The organism is Brevibacterium antiquum CNRZ 918, from assembly GCF_900169145.1.
Lineage (GTDB): Bacteria > Actinomycetota > Actinomycetes > Actinomycetales > Brevibacteriaceae > Brevibacterium > Brevibacterium koreense.
The window spans coordinates 83,247-98,666 of the sequence record NZ_FXZD01000008.1 but is presented as its reverse complement, the minus strand read 5'-3'; the positions used below and the strand labels follow the sequence as shown (position 1 = coordinate 98,666).

The window sequence follows — 15,420 nt, the reverse complement described above, 5'->3', positions numbered from 1 at the left end:
TCTATTTGAATCTCGGCGCGGGCACCAACTCATCGTCGATGGTGACCGTGGGCAGCATCTTCTTGAACTCGTCTGCGGCTTCCGTGTCCGATTCGAGAGCGCGCATCTCGACACCGATGTCGACGAGGCGCCCATTGGTCTTGTACCCGATCCGGGCCCCGTACATGACGGTCGGCTCCTGGTTGATCGCGAAGATCTCCGTCGGGCCGAGCACACCTTGGAAGGACCAGTAGGATCCGGCCGCAAGGCTGCCTGTGCGTTGAGAGATCACCGAGGAGTCCGGCTCCGAGAACGTGTATTTCTTCTTCGCATCGACAATCGACTGCGGAGACTCGTCGTAGCCCTTGGTGCAGTTGATGAGGATCGTGTCGCTGTCGGCGATCGAGGTGCCGCGGGAGAACGAGTGGAACTCCTCGCTGGCCGATGCCTCCGACCAGTCATCTGTCATCGCCACGCTGACATCGACCGGGCATTCGGCACCGAGGTTGACCGAGACTTCCTTCATCCCGTCGGGAATTCCGTCATCAGGGGGTGGGGTGGTGGGGTTCTCGCCGGCCTTTTCGTGCACAGCCACGCTCACGGGACCAGAATCCCGTTCCGCAGTGCGAATCTGCAGAGCAGAGCAGCCACTGAGGGCGAGGCTGAGCAGTGCCGCTCCTGTCACGACCGTTCGCGCCTTCGCAGCATGTCTCTTCACCGTTCATTCCTCGACCGCAGCTCACGGCGGCTCTGTGGCTGCTGTGCCGCATCGAGCTCTTGCATCTGCGGTGGGTGCTCCGGGGGGTGCTGCGGTCCCGACTGCGGACCACCGAAACCCTGCACAGGCCCCGACTGGGGTCCAGGGTGGGGGCCTGGCTGCGGAGTCGACGGTGGACTCACCGGTCCGCGACCTACACCTGGCCCCGGCTTGAACTGGGAGTGCTGACCGGAGTCCGGTGGGAACCCGCCGCTCAGCGATTCTCCGGTCGAACGGTGGACGAGGTTGCCGTCGACGCGTTCGAGGCGCCGTTTCGAGGTTCTTCGCGGAGAGCCCAGGATCCGTCCCTGAAGCTCGGCCTCGTTGGGTTGCCTGGGGGGTAGGAATCCGGGGGTCTGCCCCGAAGCGGGGAGCTGCACTGGCTGGACCGGAAGAGATCCGGCCGCGGCATGCCCGACCTGATCGGCCATCGGCGGCACGGTCACCTGCGCGGCGTCGCCGAGCACCGGCAGCACCATGCGCACCGAGGTGCCCACACCCTCCTGGCTGAACAGCTGCACCGCACCGCCGTGGCGGGTCACGATCGCCCTGACCAGTGACAGTCCCATGCCGGAGCCGGCAACCGCACGGACACGGGAACCGCGCGAGAGCTCGTCCCAGACCTGCTCCTGCTCGGTCAGAGGTATGCCGCTGCCTGTGTCGGCCACCTCGACGACGACCCACCGGTGGCTGTCGATGACCTGCTCATTGGCACGCAGTTCGACGACTTCGGCCTGAGAGGAGTACTTGAGCGCATTGCCCAACAGATTGAGGATCGCTGTGAGCAGCAGATCTTCCTCACCGGCGACGTCGGGCAGACGCCAGGGAGCACGGGCGACCGTGGCCACGATCATGCGATCTTCGGCGCCTGGTGCTGTGGAGGCATCCTCGACGGCCTGATGGATGAGCCGATCGAGATCGACTCGAGAGTATTCGATGATGCGGGTCTCGACGTCGGCGAGTTTGCGCAGGTCGGCCAGAAGACGCGCGACTCGCCGCGAGGAGACGTCGACCTGTTTGGCTGATGCTTCGACCTCGGTGATTGAGCCACCCTCGCGGACGACGTCGCGGATGCTCGCGGCGGAGGTACGCAGCGCGGTGAGCGGGTTCTTCAGCTCGTGGTCCAGACGAATGAGCATCCGATTGCGTTTGGCCAGGGAGTCCTCGCTCGCCGCTGTCTCGATTGATTCCCGCAGCGCGGCCTCACGTGTGCGCAGATGTCTCCAGCCGAAGTACGCACCGACGGCCACGCCTGCCAACACGAGGACCAGCAGAAGCAGGAACAGCCAGATCTGGATCTCGAAGACCAGAAAGTTCGTCATAGGGTCCTCTGACCCTCTTCGCCTCGGACCTCACCGACGAATCGGTAACCCCGACCCTGCACGGTGGCGATCCACCGAGGTTCGGCGGCGTCCTCTCCGAGGACACGGCGCAGTTCGGCGACACGGGAATCCACCGCACGGGTGCCCACAGCCTCTTCGAAGCCCCACAGGATCTCGAGCAGACGGGAACGTTCGATGAGTTCGTCCTTGTGGACCATAAGGTATTCCAACAGGGTGAAGCCCTTAGGGGTGATGACCAGTTCGCGAGTGCCCATCCAGGCGCGTCGGCCCACACGATCGACACGCAGACCGAAGCTCGAGGCCAGCACGGGAGCAGTGGCCAGGGGTGGCCCGTCTGTGCGAGTCCGACGCAGCACTGCGCGGATGCGTGCCACGAGCTCGTGCGGATCGAAGGGTTTGTTGAGGTAGTCGTCGGCACCCTCTTCGAGCGCCATTGCCCGCTCGACGGCCTCTCCAACCTGGGTCAGCAGCAGAACCGGGACCCAGTTCTCCTCCTGGCGTAGCCGTCGCAGAACCTGTCTGCCATCGGCACCGGGCATGAGCACGTCGAGGACACAGACGTCGGGATTGTGCCGGTGGATCTCGTCGAGGGCCAGCAGACCATCGCTGGCGGCGAGCACACGGAACCCGGAACGTTCGAGGAAGGGGACAACGGCGCCGAGCACATCGGGTTCGTCATCGGCAACCAGCACCAAGGGCTGGGGTTCTTGCTGATTGTCAGCCGTCATTGTGGTCCGTTCCGATTCCTTTTCTGCGTTCCCATGCGAGTTCTCTGGCCTCTGCCCGATCGACCGCCTCGGCGAGTTCATCTCGGTACAGCATAGAACGACGCAGGTGTTTGGTGCGATAACCGGCGCGCCCCACCATGTGCGTGGCTACGGGGATCGTGACGAGCTGGAAGGAGATGATGATCGCCAGCGTCGTCACCGTCGCCCATGTCGGGTATTGGATCGCGATCGCAACAGCCACCACAATCAGCCCCAGGACCTGGGGCTTTGCACTGGCGTGCATGCGTGAGAGGAGATCGCCGAAGCGCAGCAGACCCAACGCTGCGGCCAGGGACAGCACCCCGCCGAGGAGGATGAGCACCGCAGAGATGATGTCGAGGATCATCGACTTCCCCCTTCTTCGGCGTCGGGATCGGTTCCCTGGTCAAGGCCCACTGTCACGGGCTCTTCGCCTTCTTGCACGGTGATGGCGTCGGGGCCGTCGGCGACATCGGAGATTCCGCGGGCCACGTCATCGGGCCACTCCTCACCGTCCTCGGACTCTTCCTGCCGGCGGGTCCCGGCCTCGCTCTGGCCATCATCGGCTGATTCCTTGGGCATGTGCCAATCGGAGCTGGAGAAGTCACTGAGCGAGCCGACCTCGGCGCCGGGGGTCATGGAATCGGACTTCGACACGTACCGGGAGACGCTGACGGATCCGACGAAACCGAGCATCGCCAGCACGACGAGCACGGGCAGGAGATCCGTACGGCCGGACAACGCCATGAACCCGCCCAGACCGCACATAATCGAGGCCAGAACGACGTCGGTGGCGATCATGCGGTCGAGAATCGAGGGCCCCCGGACAATGCGGTAGAGGGCCATGATCGCCGAGGCGGCCAGCAGCACCGAGGCCACGACGACGAGGGCATCGAGCACGATCTGACTCATCGAGCACCTCCGTCGTCGTCGGCCATCGGGTTGGGGTACGCTTTCAGCGCGGCGAGGTCCCGGTGCGATCCGAGCGCCCGGATGAGCAGCTCTTCGATGTGATAGACCTGCTCCTTGGCAGAGAAGATCTTCTCCTCGGAATCGCAGTCGAGGACGTGCAGGTACAGGATGCCCAGCGCCCGATCGCTGTCGATGATGATCGACCCCGGGATGAGGCTGGCGGTGTCGGCCACGAGCGTCATCAGCAGATCCGAGCTCGTGCGCAGGTCACAGGCGATGACCGATCCGGAGCCCACCGCGCGAGAACGGAAGGCGAACCAGGCGACCTCGACAGAGGCCTGAAAGAGTGAGTACAGGAACCACAGCCCGTAGTTGAGGGCGTGGATGATATTGAAGCGGCCTGACAGCACCACCGGCGGCAGGTAGAACACTCGGGTCACGACAAGGGCGAGGACGACGCCGGTGAGGATGTGCATGATCGACACGGAGTCCCAGAGCATCACCCACAGCACCACGAGGAAGAACACCAGCACGAGCTGCTGGACGAAGCTTCGCCCCTTCGCCATCCGGCGCGGTCTGCCCTTGCTCACGAATCATCACCTCCGAGCACATTCGTCACATAGCTCACCGGTGATTGCAGATTCTCCGCGGCACGGTCCGACAGGTCCCACAGTGGGGCGGCGAAGACCGTGAGAACGATCGAAGCAACTACGACCATCGTGGTGGCCGCGAACATCGATCCCGGCACGCCGATCTGCGACTTCCAGGGCTTGCCCGCGAGCTTGGCCTTCCTGCGTTCGGCGAACTCTGCGACGAGTTCCTCGTTCGGCTCCTCTGCATCCGCGGGGTCGCGCCAGAAGGCCAGGTTGAAGGTACGTCCGATGACGTAGAGGGTGAGCAGGCTGGTCACCGTACCGGCGGCGATGAGGGAGACAGCGAGCCAGTCATGGGCGGAGAAACCGGCGGCGAAGAGCGCGACCTTGCCGATGAACCCGGAGAACGGCGGGATGCCTGAGAGGTTGAGGGCAGGGATGAAGAAGATGATCGACAGTGCCGGTGAGAGCACCATGAGCCCACCCAAAGACCGTGTCGAGGTTGACCCACCTCGCATTTCCACCATTCCTATGGCCAGGAACAGCGCGGTTTGGACGATGATGTGGTGGACCGTGTAGTAGATCGCGGCAGAGAGCCCGACAGTCGTCCCCAGAGCCACGCCGAAGAGCATGTAGCCGATGTGGGAGACGAGGGTGAAGGACACAATCCTCTTGATCTCCGACTGGGCGATGGCGCCTAAGATTCCGACCACCATCGTCAATGCTGCCGCTATCAGGAGCGGCACTCGCAGGGAGGACTCGGCGAACAGAAGTGTCTCGGTGCGGATGATCGCATAGATGCCGACCTTCGTCAGCAGGCCCGCGAAGACCGCGGTCACCGGCGCCGGAGCGGTCGGATAGGAGTCGGGCAACCAGAAGGACAGCGGGAAGATCGCGGCCTTGATGCCGAAGCCGATGAGCAAGAGGACATGCAGGATCATCTGCACATCCAACGGCAGTTCGCTGAGCCGCTCGGACAGCTGCGCGATGTTCACTGTTCCGGTCGCAGAGTAGATGACGCCGATCGCTGCCAGGAAGATGACCGAGGACACGAGGGAGATGACGACGTAGGTCACGCCCGCCCTGATGCGCTCGGCAGTGGCGCCCAGTGTCAGCAGCACGTAGGAGGCGACGAGGAACATTTCGAAGCCGACGTAGAGGTTGAACAGGTCACCGGCGAGAAAGGCGTTGGCGACACCCGCGCACAGCACCAGATAGCTGGGGTTGAACACGGAGATCGGGGTCTCGTTCGAGTCGTCGTTGGCGTCCTGGCTCAGTGCGTAGACGAGCACGCACAGGGTGACCAGGGAGGACACGACGAGCATGAGCGAGGAGAGCCTGTCGGCGACGAGCACGATTCCAGCCGGCGGCTGCCACCCGCCGATGGCCACGACCTGCGGACCGTGGGCGTCGATGCCGAAGAGCATGATGAGCGAGATGATCATGACCGCACTGAGGATCAGGATCGACACGATGTTCTGCGCCCGCGAGTACTTCGACAGCACCAGCGCCAGCCCGGCACCGATGAGGGGCAGGAGGACAGGCAGCGGCACAAGCACGGGAAGGAGATCGATCATATGTTCTCCTCTGTCTCGGTTCCATCGGAGCCTTTGCCGCTCTTGTTCGCCGAGGTGGTCCCGGTCCTGCCGATGCGCGCGCTGTTTGCGCCCTTGCTCGCGATGTCCTCGGCGGCCTCACGCTCATGAGGCGTGCCGTCGTCGTCGAGATCGATGGCGCCGGTGATGGGACTCTCGGCCTCATCACCGAACTCGGTGTCGTCGTAGTCCGTGCTCGCCTCCGCCTCGGAGTCGATCATCTTCGTGATCGCCACCTGCAGGTCGGCGGTGTCGTCCTCCAGCGAATCAGCTCGAACCAATCGCCAGGAGCGATAGATCATGGCGAGCAGGAACGCTGTGACGGCGAATGTGATGACGATGGCCGTGAGGATGAGCGCCTGTGGCAGCGGATCGGACATGCCCAATGTGGACAGGTTCTGCCCGTCGGTCAGCGGTGGGGCTCCCCTGCCTGCGGTGAGGATGATGAGGAGGTTGACGCCGTTGCCCAGGAGGATGAAGCCCAGCAGCACACGGGTCAGTGAGCGTTCGAGCATCAGGTAGATGCCGCAGGCGAAGAGGAACCCCATCGCCAGCACCATGATGAAGGGCAGAGTCATAGCCGTCCCCCTTCGGCGCCGTTGTCCACATCGAGGTGGTTGACACGGTCGAGGATCGAGGAGACGGCGTTTTGTTCCGCCTCGGCACTGAAGGTCTCCGACAGGTTATAAGACTGGTTGAGCCGTGTGGTCAGCACCATTTCGTCACGCTCCTGGTGCAGGTCCACCTCTGCGCCCAACGACCTCAGAATGTCGAGCATGAGCCCGACGACGATGAGGTAGACGCCGATGTCGAATAGTGTCGAGGTTCCGAACGACAGATGCCCGAGCACCGGAACGTCGCCTTCGAGGTAGACGGACTTGAACACGGTGTCGCCCCAGATCCAACCGCCGACACCCGTGAGCACGGCCATGATCATTCCGGTTCCCAGCATGCCCGACGGGGTGAAGCGGGCGGCCTCGGCAAGTTCGAACTTGCCACCGGCGAGGTAGCGCACGACCAGCGCCAGACCGGCAACGAGCCCACCGGCGAAACCGCCGCCGGGCTCGTTGTGGCCGGCGAACAGGAGGTAGAGGGAGAAGATGAGGACCGCGTGGAAGATCAGCCGGGCGGTGACCTCGAGGATGATGGATCGGTTGCGGGGGGCCAGTGTGCGTCCGGCGATGAGCCAGGAGATCCGGCGCTGCGTCACATCCTCGCGCCCGGGGTCGTGGAAGTTGCCGACCTCCTCGGGGACCGGTTGGAATCGCACGCGCCCCTGCAGTTCGGTACCGTCGCGGCGGGAGACGAAGCGATGGAGATGTCCTTCGCGTCCGCGGACGAAGATCAGTCCTGCGATTCCGGTGCCGGCTGCGACGAGGACCGAGATCTCTCCGAGGGTGTCCCAGACGCGGATGTCGACGAGGGTCACATTGACGATGTTCTTGCCGTGGCCGACTTCATAGGCGAGCTGGCCGAAGTCCACGGACACCGGGTCGCTGACACGGACGCCGGCGGCGATGAGCACGACGAACATCATGGTCACTCCGACGGCGGCACCGATGATGGCGCGCCAGGCCGGGGTGAAGCGTCCGGTGCTCTGACCGATCCGGGCCGGAAGCCGGCGCAGGACGAGAACGAAGACGACGATCGTGATGGTCTCTACGAGAACCTGGGTCAGAGCCAGGTCCGGTGCGCCGACGAAGGCGAAGTAGGCGACCATGGCATAGCCCGAGATTCCGGTGACGACCACGGCTGTGAAACGCTTCTTGGCCCGGGTCGCTGCGACCGCGACGATGATGAGGACCGCGGCGACAATGAAGTCGAGTGGGGTGTCGACGAGTTTGAATTCGATGTTCCAGGTGTCGTTTGAGATCACCGCGAGGCCGATGCCTGCGACCAGGACGAGGTAGATCACGCTCTGGTAGAACGGCAGCGAGCCCCGCTGGGTGCGGGAGGTGACCCACAGGGCCAGCTTCTCCATCCAGCTGATCAGCTTGCTGTAGAGGTCGTGGAAGTCCAGACCGGAGGGCAGTGTCGATTGGACCTTGGCGAAGGAGTCGCGGACGAAGAAGAGAAGGAGGCCGACGGCGATCGTGACCGCAGACAGCGCCAGCGCCGGTTCGAGTCCGTGCCACAGTGCCAGATGGTAGTCGCCGTCGCGCGAGTCGATGACTGGCAACGTCGAGGTCCAGGCTGCGAAGCAGCCGTCGATGAAGCCGGCTGCGGGGCCCAGCCCCACGGTGAGGGCGGTAAGCACGATCGGGGAGATGATCAGTGTGATCTTCTCGTCGCGGCGGGCGATGTCGTCGACACCGTCTTTACTCGAGAATGCGCCCCAGACGAACCGAGCCGAGTAGGCCACGGTGAGCATCGAGCCGATCATGATGCCGATCAGCGCGATGATCGAGGCCTTGTCTGGTGAGGACAGCAGAGTCGAATAGACGGCTTCCTTGGCGACGAAGCCGAACAGCGGCGGCAGGCCCGCCATCGACGCAGCGGCGATGGTGGCGCAGACGGCCACGATGGGGAATGCCTTCCAGCCTCCGGAGAGCTTCGTCAGGTCACGCGTGCCCGCACGGTGGTCGATGATGCCCACGCAGAGGAACAGGCAGGCTTTGAACAGCGCGTGCGCGATGAGCATCGCCAACGCGGCTTTTGTGATGTCGGGCGTGCCGAAGGAGGCCATCGTCGTGAGGAATCCGAGTTGGGACACCGTGCCGAAGGCGAGCAGGAGTTTGAGGTCGGTCTGTTTGAGGGCCTGCCAGCCGCCGATGAACATGGTGAGCAGACCCAGCGTGAGCAGGGTCTCCGACCATCCGGGCAGCGCGTGGTAGCCCGGTGACAGACGCAGGACGAGGTAGATTCCGGCTTTGACCATCGCTGCCGCATGCAGGTAGGCACTGACCGGGGTCGGTGCGGCCATGGCACCAGGGAGCCAGAAATGGAAGGGAATGAGTGCAGACTTCGAGACTGCGCCGACGAGAATGAGGATCACGGCCGTGACGATGATGGGCCCGGTGTCCAGGCCGAGGCTCGCGCGCTCCATGAGTGCAGAGATCTGGCCCGTTCCGGTCGCTGACATCAGCAGGATCATGCCCACGAGCATGGCGAGTCCGCCGGCTGTGGTCACGATGAGTGCCTGCAGAGCAGCCTGTCGGGAGCGGCGACGGGACTGGCTGTGGCCGATGAGGAGGTAGGAGAAGACCGTGGTGCCCTCCCAGAACAGGTAGAGCATGAGGAGCTCATCGGCGAGGACGAGCCCATACATCATTCCGGCGAAGGCCATGAAGACCCCGGCGAACCGGGCCAACCCCGGCTCATCGGGCGGGAAGTAGCGAGCACAGTAGACGAAGACGAGGGCCCCGACGCCGGTGACCAAGAGACTCATGATCCAGGAGAGTTCGTCGAGGCGGAAGATGCCGTCAAGACCGAGGGCCGGCAGCCAGCCCATGCTCTCGACCCACGGTGAGCCTGCAGACCCGACGATGGCGGGAGCCTTGGCCAGGCTGAGGATCAACCCGGCGAGCGGCACCAACGCAAGAAAGAAGAACCCGTTGCGACCGAGGCGTTTGACCAATGGGAACGCAATGACAGCAGCCCCGAAGAAGGCTCCTGTCATGGCTATCACCGGCGGACACCTCCGTCATTTATATAATTTGCCAAAATGTAGCGGTCACCAGTATTTTCTCATGACAGACTGCGTACCTCCCAATCACCGAGGCCGTTCACGGCAGTCATGCTGAACACATTCTGCTCAGATTCCACCCGAGTTCTGCTCGAATCGGGACACTCGCCGACCCTGGAACAGGGCCCTCGGTGGGGCTGGAATCGATTCTCCGGCGAGCCTCGCCCACAGGCCTGGGCAGGAGCCTGCGTCAGCTGCGGAGTTGGCTGCTCGTGACGAGGAACCCGGTTTCGTCCAAGCCGGTGCCGTCACAGCCGATGAGCAGTTCTGCTCCGATGCTGTCGACGAGGCCGGCGACCTCGTTGCGCATTCGCCGAAACCGTCGAGTCTGGATCGGCTGGTAGCGCTGGGACTTCGCATCCATCCAATGCACGTGGTACTCGATGAGCGGCGTCTGACGATGCTTGGCAATGATCGGCGGCACCCAGTCAGCCTCCGACACCCGCACCTCGATGATGCCGGCCGCCTCACTGATCTCTCCGAGGGGGACGAGGAGCGAATAGCCATCGAGGACGACCGGCGCCGAGGCGTCGAAGAGCGGATCGTCGATCGTGGCCTGGGCGAGGACCGCCTCGTCGGGCGTCGGCAGCGCCTGCTGGAAGGCATGCGGAGCGTGCTTGCGGACAAGCGACAGCGCAACATCGGGCTCGAGCCAATACGACGAATAGAGATAGAGGTCGATCTTCGCTTCCGGGTCAGGCACGATGACCCGAGTCGGCAGGTCCGCCTCGTCGGCGAGGCGAACGCCCGTATGCAGGCGTGACGCGATGGCCAGGATGAGGCTGAGCGTCCGCTCCTCCTCCCGGTCAGGCAGTCCTGCCGGAAACGCCTCATGAAGTCCGTCGGCATCGCTGAACCAGTCCGGCGGCGGGACCGGCTCACGGTCCCGGGGGCAGTCGATGACAACCGCGTGACGAGCCCAGTCGGGCAGCTCGAGCGCGGCGATCGTGGCTGCATCGAGGTCGACCCCCTCACTCAGACGCGAATGCCGGCTCAGCTTCAGCTGACGATTGTCGTCCAGACGGGGAGCGACATCGGGAAGCCTGTTGTGCACGAGCGCGAGCACATCGGAGACCTCGACCCCGTCGCCGAGGAGAAGCAGATGGAAACCGCGCAGGTCCGCCGAGACGTCCGTGTCACTGACGCGCTCGGCAGCCTCACGCTGCATCCGCAGCTCTCGGCGAGTGGTCACACGTCCCTCCGATAGAAATTGAGATGCGAACGGGAGGCGGTGGGGCCCTGTTGGCCCTGATAGCGATTGCCGGTGGCCTGCGAGCCGTAGGGGTTGAGGGCAGCCGAGCTGAGACGGAAGAAGCAGAGCTGGCCGATCTTCATTCCCGGCCACAGAGTGATGGGCAGAGTCGCGACGTTCGACAGTTCCAGTGTCACGTGACCGTTGAACCCGGGATCGATGAAACCGGCCGTGGAGTGGGTCAGCAGCCCGAGGCGTCCCAGTGATGACTTGCCCTCCAACCGCGCGGCCACATCATCGGGCAGGGTGACGAGTTCGTGCGTAGCGGCGAGCACGAATTCGCCCGGGTGCAGCACGAACGGCTCTCCCGGCGCCGCCTCGACGAAGCGGGTGAGTTCGGGCTGATCGAGACTCGGGTCGATGACCGGGTATTTGTGGTTGTCGAACAGACGGAAATAGCGGTCCAGACACATATCGACGCTGGCGGGCTGGATCAGAGAAGGGTCGTAGGGGTCGAGGGCGATGCGTCCGGAGTCGAGCTCGGCGCGAATGTCGCGATCGGAAAGGAGAGTCACGTATCCGATGGTAGTCGCCCAGGGCGCAGGAGTGCAGTGAGCTGCGATTGCGAGGGAGCGAAAAGCCTCACAGTCACCGCAACACGCGGAATTAGGTAACGAATCGGTAACAATACACGCTGTTTTTGCTGGTTTTCTCCCGTGTGTCTCCCCATAGGCATCAGTGAATGCTTTAGAGTTGGGAGCTGTACGAACCCGAGCACGATGGTGCCTTCCTCTTCTTAAGCCAAGGAATGCCGGGAGTTCCATCGCTTTTCGTGGGTTGACAACAATCGAAAGGCATTACTGTGAAGACCTCGCGTCTTGTGCTTGCCCCCGCAGTAGCCGTTGCATTGACAGGTCTTGCTGGCGCTCCCGCGTTCGCAGCGACAGAGTCCGCTACGGTGCCGGCAGGCCCACTCTGTGCGTATGATGACGCGCAGCAATCACCCGACCCCGATTCCAAGGTTCCCGACAGCTCGGACCCGCAGGCGACACTGTCTGATGCACAGGTGACCCGGGCCGACATCGCGGACGACAAGAAGGGCATCGGATTCTCCGGCACCGGCTTCACCCACGACAACAAGGCGACCGTCACGGTCGTCGGCACCGATGGGTCCAAGTACTCGCCGGAGACCAAGCTGACCGTCGACGATAAGGGCAAGGTGTCGGGCACCTACTTCTTCTCCGTCACGGACAACGCCAAGGTCCCTGCGGGCAACTACTCGCTCTACCTCACCGATGAGAAGACCGAGAAGGACTCCTCGAAGGTCTCCTTCGAGGTCGTGCCCACCGCCTCGGACATCGATGAAGACGCCAAGGGCCCCGATTGCACCCCTGCAACCGGACCAGCCCCAGCGCCATCCGAGACCAAGACCGAGGAGCCGTCTGAGACCGCCACCTCGACTCCGACCAAGACTAAGACGGAAGAGCCGAGCGAGACCGCCAAGCCGTCTCCCACCGAGTCGAAAACGGACGAGCCGAGCGAGAAGCCCACGGAGACCAAGCAAGCTCGGAAGCCCGCGGCTCCGAAGCCGGCCGAGACAGAGACCAAAACTCCGGAACCGACGGAAACTGAGACCGAAACTCCGACTCCGGAACCGACGGAAACTGAGACCGAAACTCAGACTCCCGAGCCGACCGAGACGGAATCCGAGACTCCGGAACCGACGGAAACCGACGACTCGAACGACTCGAACGAGTCGACCGACGGCGATTCCGAGTCCGACGAGCCTGAAGACGCGTCCACGTCTCCGACCAACCCCGGCACCGATGAAGGTGAGAAGAAGGGCGCGACCACCGCGACCCAGGCACTCATCATCGATCCGACCGAGATCAGCTCCGAGGACTTCCTCAACGAGGGCATCAAGCTCGGCATCACCGGCGCCCAGCCGGGTGAGAAGATCACGATCACGGTCGAACATGCTCAGGGCAAGGTCGATCGCTACACGATGACCAAGGAAGCCGATTCTGAGGGCAAGGCGACGTTCGGCGTGCAGGCGAAGGTCAAGGCTGTGCTGGGAACATACAATGTGCGGGCCCAGGCCGAGAGCTTCGACAGTCCACAAGGCGGCAACTTCACCGTCGTCACCAACGGCACTTCGGTCGATGAGGGCGGAGAGAGCGGCAGTGACCTGCCCCGCACCGGTACCGAAATGACCGGATTGGCGCTCGGCGTCGGACTCCTCGTCGTGGGTGCCGCAGCTGTCGTCATCACTCGTCGGCGGATGACCGCCTCCGACGATCCTGCGGAGTTCTAAGATCCGTTGAACGATGAATTGTCCCTAGCGGGGCTGCACCTCGGCAGACACCAGATCGATCTTGGTCGTCTCCGAGCAGGGACAATGCTCGGTCTCATGGGCAGCACGGACAGCACCACTGAGGTGGTGCTGTCCGTTGCTGCGCGCTCCGAGGTCGCACCTCCACCGCAGTTCCCGACCGGACTCCGCTCGGGCCTCACGCGTGTGCGCAGGTGGGTCAGAGCATATCTTCGCAAGGCCAATGCCGGATCTGGGGAGGCGGCATTGGCTCTGGCGTGCACGGAGTTCGGGATCAAACCCGAACTGCTGGGGCGCCGGCTCGGCGAACTCGATGCCAGTGAGCGTGCGAAACTCGGCCTGGCCGTGGCATGGGCGAGCGGCTCAACGTGGTTGACCTTCATCGACCCCTTCGCATCTGTCCCCGGCCATGTGCGGGCAGGCCTGCGCGGTCGTCTGGCCGACCTGGCCGCCGCACACGGCCGTGGGATCGTCTTCACCTCGAATACGCTGACCGACTTCACCGTCGCCGAGGCGGGGGTGGCCGATATCGAAAAAGGCGAGCTCGTCGCGTTCGGCACACTGGAACAGGTCGTCACGGAGCCCAGGGGCTCACTGCCGGCCGAGCTCAGCGGGGTCAACGTCTATTCCGGGCTGGCACGCAAGGGCTGGTTGTCGATCGGCCACTCTGCGGTGAAGGCTCGGACCGAACTCGACGGGAAGGTCTTCGTCACCCTCGGGTGGCGCAGTGCGCTCCTGTCATTGGACGAACACGACGCGGCGTTCACCTCGGCGACGGTGTTCGAAGCCATCGTCATCGGACTGCGCGATCGTGGTTCCTGCCTGCAGGCGAAGCTATCACCGGTGGACACGGAGATGGGTCTCGCCCTCGACGTGGACCTGGCCGACTTGGCCGGGGTTTGCGGGGGTGAGAGCGGATTCGGCGTGCTCCATCCCAGCCTCGGCGAGTCGATCGCCGCCCTGCGTGCCGCCGTCAAGGTCGGCACCCATGTGTTCGTCGAGGTCGATACCTCGGCACTGCACGCCTACCCGGTGGAATGATCCCCAACTGCACGCTTCCGACTCCCCTGATCCGTGTGCCGGCAGTTCATGAAGTCGGATGGCGGGCAATTGGCATTACACTGAAATTCCTTCATCCCCCACCGATTCAGGAGAAGCAATGCGAACTTCGCGCAGGCTTCTGATTTCGGCGCTCCTGGTCATCGTCCTCACCGCGGCTGCAGTTCCCCTCCTCAACCTCACCGTCTACACTCCTGCCCGCGCCGCTGAAGCCTATATTTCGGCGATCGAGGACGCCAACGCCGAGCGTGCGTTCTCCTACCTCGCCTCCCCCACCCCGTCGTCGACCCTGGCGCTCAATCATGATGTGCTCGCCGCCGCCCCTGACCTGCCACGGGATGCTGAGGCGACGACGGTCTCGATGGACGGCGACCATGCGAAGGTCTCGCTGAGCTATGTTCTGTCGTCGCAGACGCGGACGGTGGATCTGTCGATGGTGAAGCTGACGGCAACTGCCGGACTGTTCGACCGGTGGGCGATCGAGCAGGAGAAGTGGCCGAGCCTCGACCTGCAGGTCGAAGGGTCATCAACGGCCACGGTCAACGGCTACGGAGTCGCCGCGGGAACGGTTCCCGTACTGTTCCCGGCCACCTATCTCGTCGGCTTCGATGCGACCTACCTCAAGTCGAAGCCAGAACGCGCCGAGGTCACCGCACCGACCGATACCGCCCAGATCGCACTGTCGCCCGAACCCACGGCGAAGCTGGAGCAGGCTGTCACCGAGCAGGTCACCGAGCATCTGCAGAAGTGTGTGAAGTCGAAGACCCTATTCCCCTCAGACTGCGTGTTCGGCTATGAGACAGACAACGAAATCCTCGGGGACGTGAAGTGGTCTCTGGCACGCGAACCTCAAGTCAGCCTGACCGCCTCGGGCAACGATCTCGAACTCACCCCATCCACGGTCGAGGTGCGCATCCAGGGACGCTATCGAGACATCGTCACGGCGGCCGAGTATGACTTCGACGAGACGCTCTCCTTCGTCATGGGAGGCTCCGTCGTCGTCAAGTCCTCGCAGGTCCGCTTCGCTCCGCGCCGCCTCGGCGACGTGACCGTGAAATAGCAGATCAGCCGCGAGCAGGCTGCGGAGGGCACGGCGCCGGGACCTCAGCGCCGGGACGTGCTGACCGCGACCACCGGGCGGGACGAAGCCCCTCGTCAGTGTGGACTTGCGTGCGAGAAGTTCGCGATTTTCGCACGCAAGTCCACAATGACGAGCAGTCTGCGGGC

General features: G+C 63.8%; 14 protein-coding genes. 3 read left to right on the top strand and 11 right to left on the bottom strand.

What is annotated here, in order from left to right:
- Position 1: 1 nt before the first annotated feature.
- The 11 genes from BANT918_RS12430 to dcd form a co-directional block, all read right to left on the bottom strand.
- Positions 2–697 (bottom strand): hypothetical protein, encoded by a 696-nt coding sequence (locus BANT918_RS12430; RefSeq protein ID WP_101620547.1) that lies wholly within the window; start codon positions 695–697, stop codon positions 2–4.
- The gene (locus BANT918_RS12425; protein ID WP_101620546.1) at positions 694–2,058 is read right to left on the bottom strand and encodes a sensor histidine kinase; all 1,365 of its coding nucleotides are present in this window, start codon (positions 2,056–2,058) and stop codon (positions 694–696) included. The genes BANT918_RS12430 and BANT918_RS12425 overlap by 4 nt, the downstream gene beginning before the upstream one ends.
- On the bottom strand, positions 2,055–2,807 hold the full coding sequence (locus BANT918_RS12420) for a response regulator transcription factor (RefSeq protein WP_101620545.1): 753 nt from the start codon (positions 2,805–2,807) through the stop codon (positions 2,055–2,057). Before BANT918_RS12420 ends, BANT918_RS12425 begins: the two co-directional genes overlap by 4 nt.
- Positions 2,797–3,192 (bottom strand): monovalent cation/H(+) antiporter subunit G, encoded by a 396-nt coding sequence (gene mnhG, locus BANT918_RS12415; protein WP_101620544.1) that lies wholly within the window; start codon positions 3,190–3,192, stop codon positions 2,797–2,799. Before mnhG ends, BANT918_RS12420 begins: the two co-directional genes overlap by 11 nt.
- On the bottom strand, positions 3,189–3,737 hold the full coding sequence (locus BANT918_RS12410) for a monovalent cation/H+ antiporter complex subunit F (protein ID WP_101620543.1): 549 nt from the start codon (positions 3,735–3,737) through the stop codon (positions 3,189–3,191). The genes mnhG and BANT918_RS12410 overlap by 4 nt, the downstream gene beginning before the upstream one ends.
- Complete coding sequence (locus BANT918_RS12405) at positions 3,734–4,327, bottom strand: Na+/H+ antiporter subunit E (RefSeq protein WP_233430478.1); 594 nt, start codon at positions 4,325–4,327, stop codon at positions 3,734–3,736. The genes BANT918_RS12410 and BANT918_RS12405 overlap by 4 nt, the downstream gene beginning before the upstream one ends.
- The gene (locus tag BANT918_RS12400; protein WP_101620541.1) at positions 4,324–5,907 is read right to left on the bottom strand and encodes a Na+/H+ antiporter subunit D; all 1,584 of its coding nucleotides are present in this window, start codon (positions 5,905–5,907) and stop codon (positions 4,324–4,326) included. The genes BANT918_RS12405 and BANT918_RS12400 overlap by 4 nt, the downstream gene beginning before the upstream one ends.
- Positions 5,904–6,503: a Na(+)/H(+) antiporter subunit C gene (locus BANT918_RS12395; protein WP_101620540.1), complete on the bottom strand. Its 600-nt coding sequence runs from the start codon at positions 6,501–6,503 to the stop codon at positions 5,904–5,906. The genes BANT918_RS12400 and BANT918_RS12395 overlap by 4 nt, the downstream gene beginning before the upstream one ends.
- Positions 6,500–9,544, bottom strand: coding sequence for a Na+/H+ antiporter subunit A (locus BANT918_RS12390; RefSeq protein WP_101620539.1), 3,045 nt, complete (start codon positions 9,542–9,544; stop codon positions 6,500–6,502). Before BANT918_RS12390 ends, BANT918_RS12395 begins: the two co-directional genes overlap by 4 nt.
- Positions 9,545–9,800: 256 nt before the next feature.
- On the bottom strand, positions 9,801–10,802 hold the full coding sequence (locus BANT918_RS12385) for a hypothetical protein (RefSeq protein WP_101620538.1): 1,002 nt from the start codon (positions 10,800–10,802) through the stop codon (positions 9,801–9,803).
- Positions 10,799–11,377 (bottom strand): dCTP deaminase, encoded by a 579-nt coding sequence (gene dcd, locus BANT918_RS12380; RefSeq protein WP_101620537.1) that lies wholly within the window; start codon positions 11,375–11,377, stop codon positions 10,799–10,801. The genes BANT918_RS12385 and dcd overlap by 4 nt, the downstream gene beginning before the upstream one ends.
- Before the next feature lie 383 nt (positions 11,378–11,760).
- Between dcd and BANT918_RS17780 the strand changes: the two genes are divergently transcribed.
- From BANT918_RS17780 to BANT918_RS12365, 3 genes are all read left to right on the top strand, one after another.
- Positions 11,761–13,116, top strand: a complete 1,356-nt coding sequence (locus BANT918_RS17780) for an LPXTG cell wall anchor domain-containing protein (protein WP_101620536.1) — start codon at positions 11,761–11,763, stop codon at positions 13,114–13,116.
- Between the two features lie 96 nt (positions 13,117–13,212).
- Complete coding sequence (locus BANT918_RS12370; protein WP_233430477.1) at positions 13,213–14,175, top strand: ABC transporter; 963 nt, start codon at positions 13,213–13,215, stop codon at positions 14,173–14,175.
- Positions 14,176–14,293: 118 nt separating this feature from the next.
- Positions 14,294–15,253, top strand: coding sequence for a hypothetical protein (locus BANT918_RS12365; RefSeq protein WP_101620534.1), 960 nt, complete (start codon positions 14,294–14,296; stop codon positions 15,251–15,253).
- Positions 15,254–15,420 lie beyond the last annotated feature (167 nt).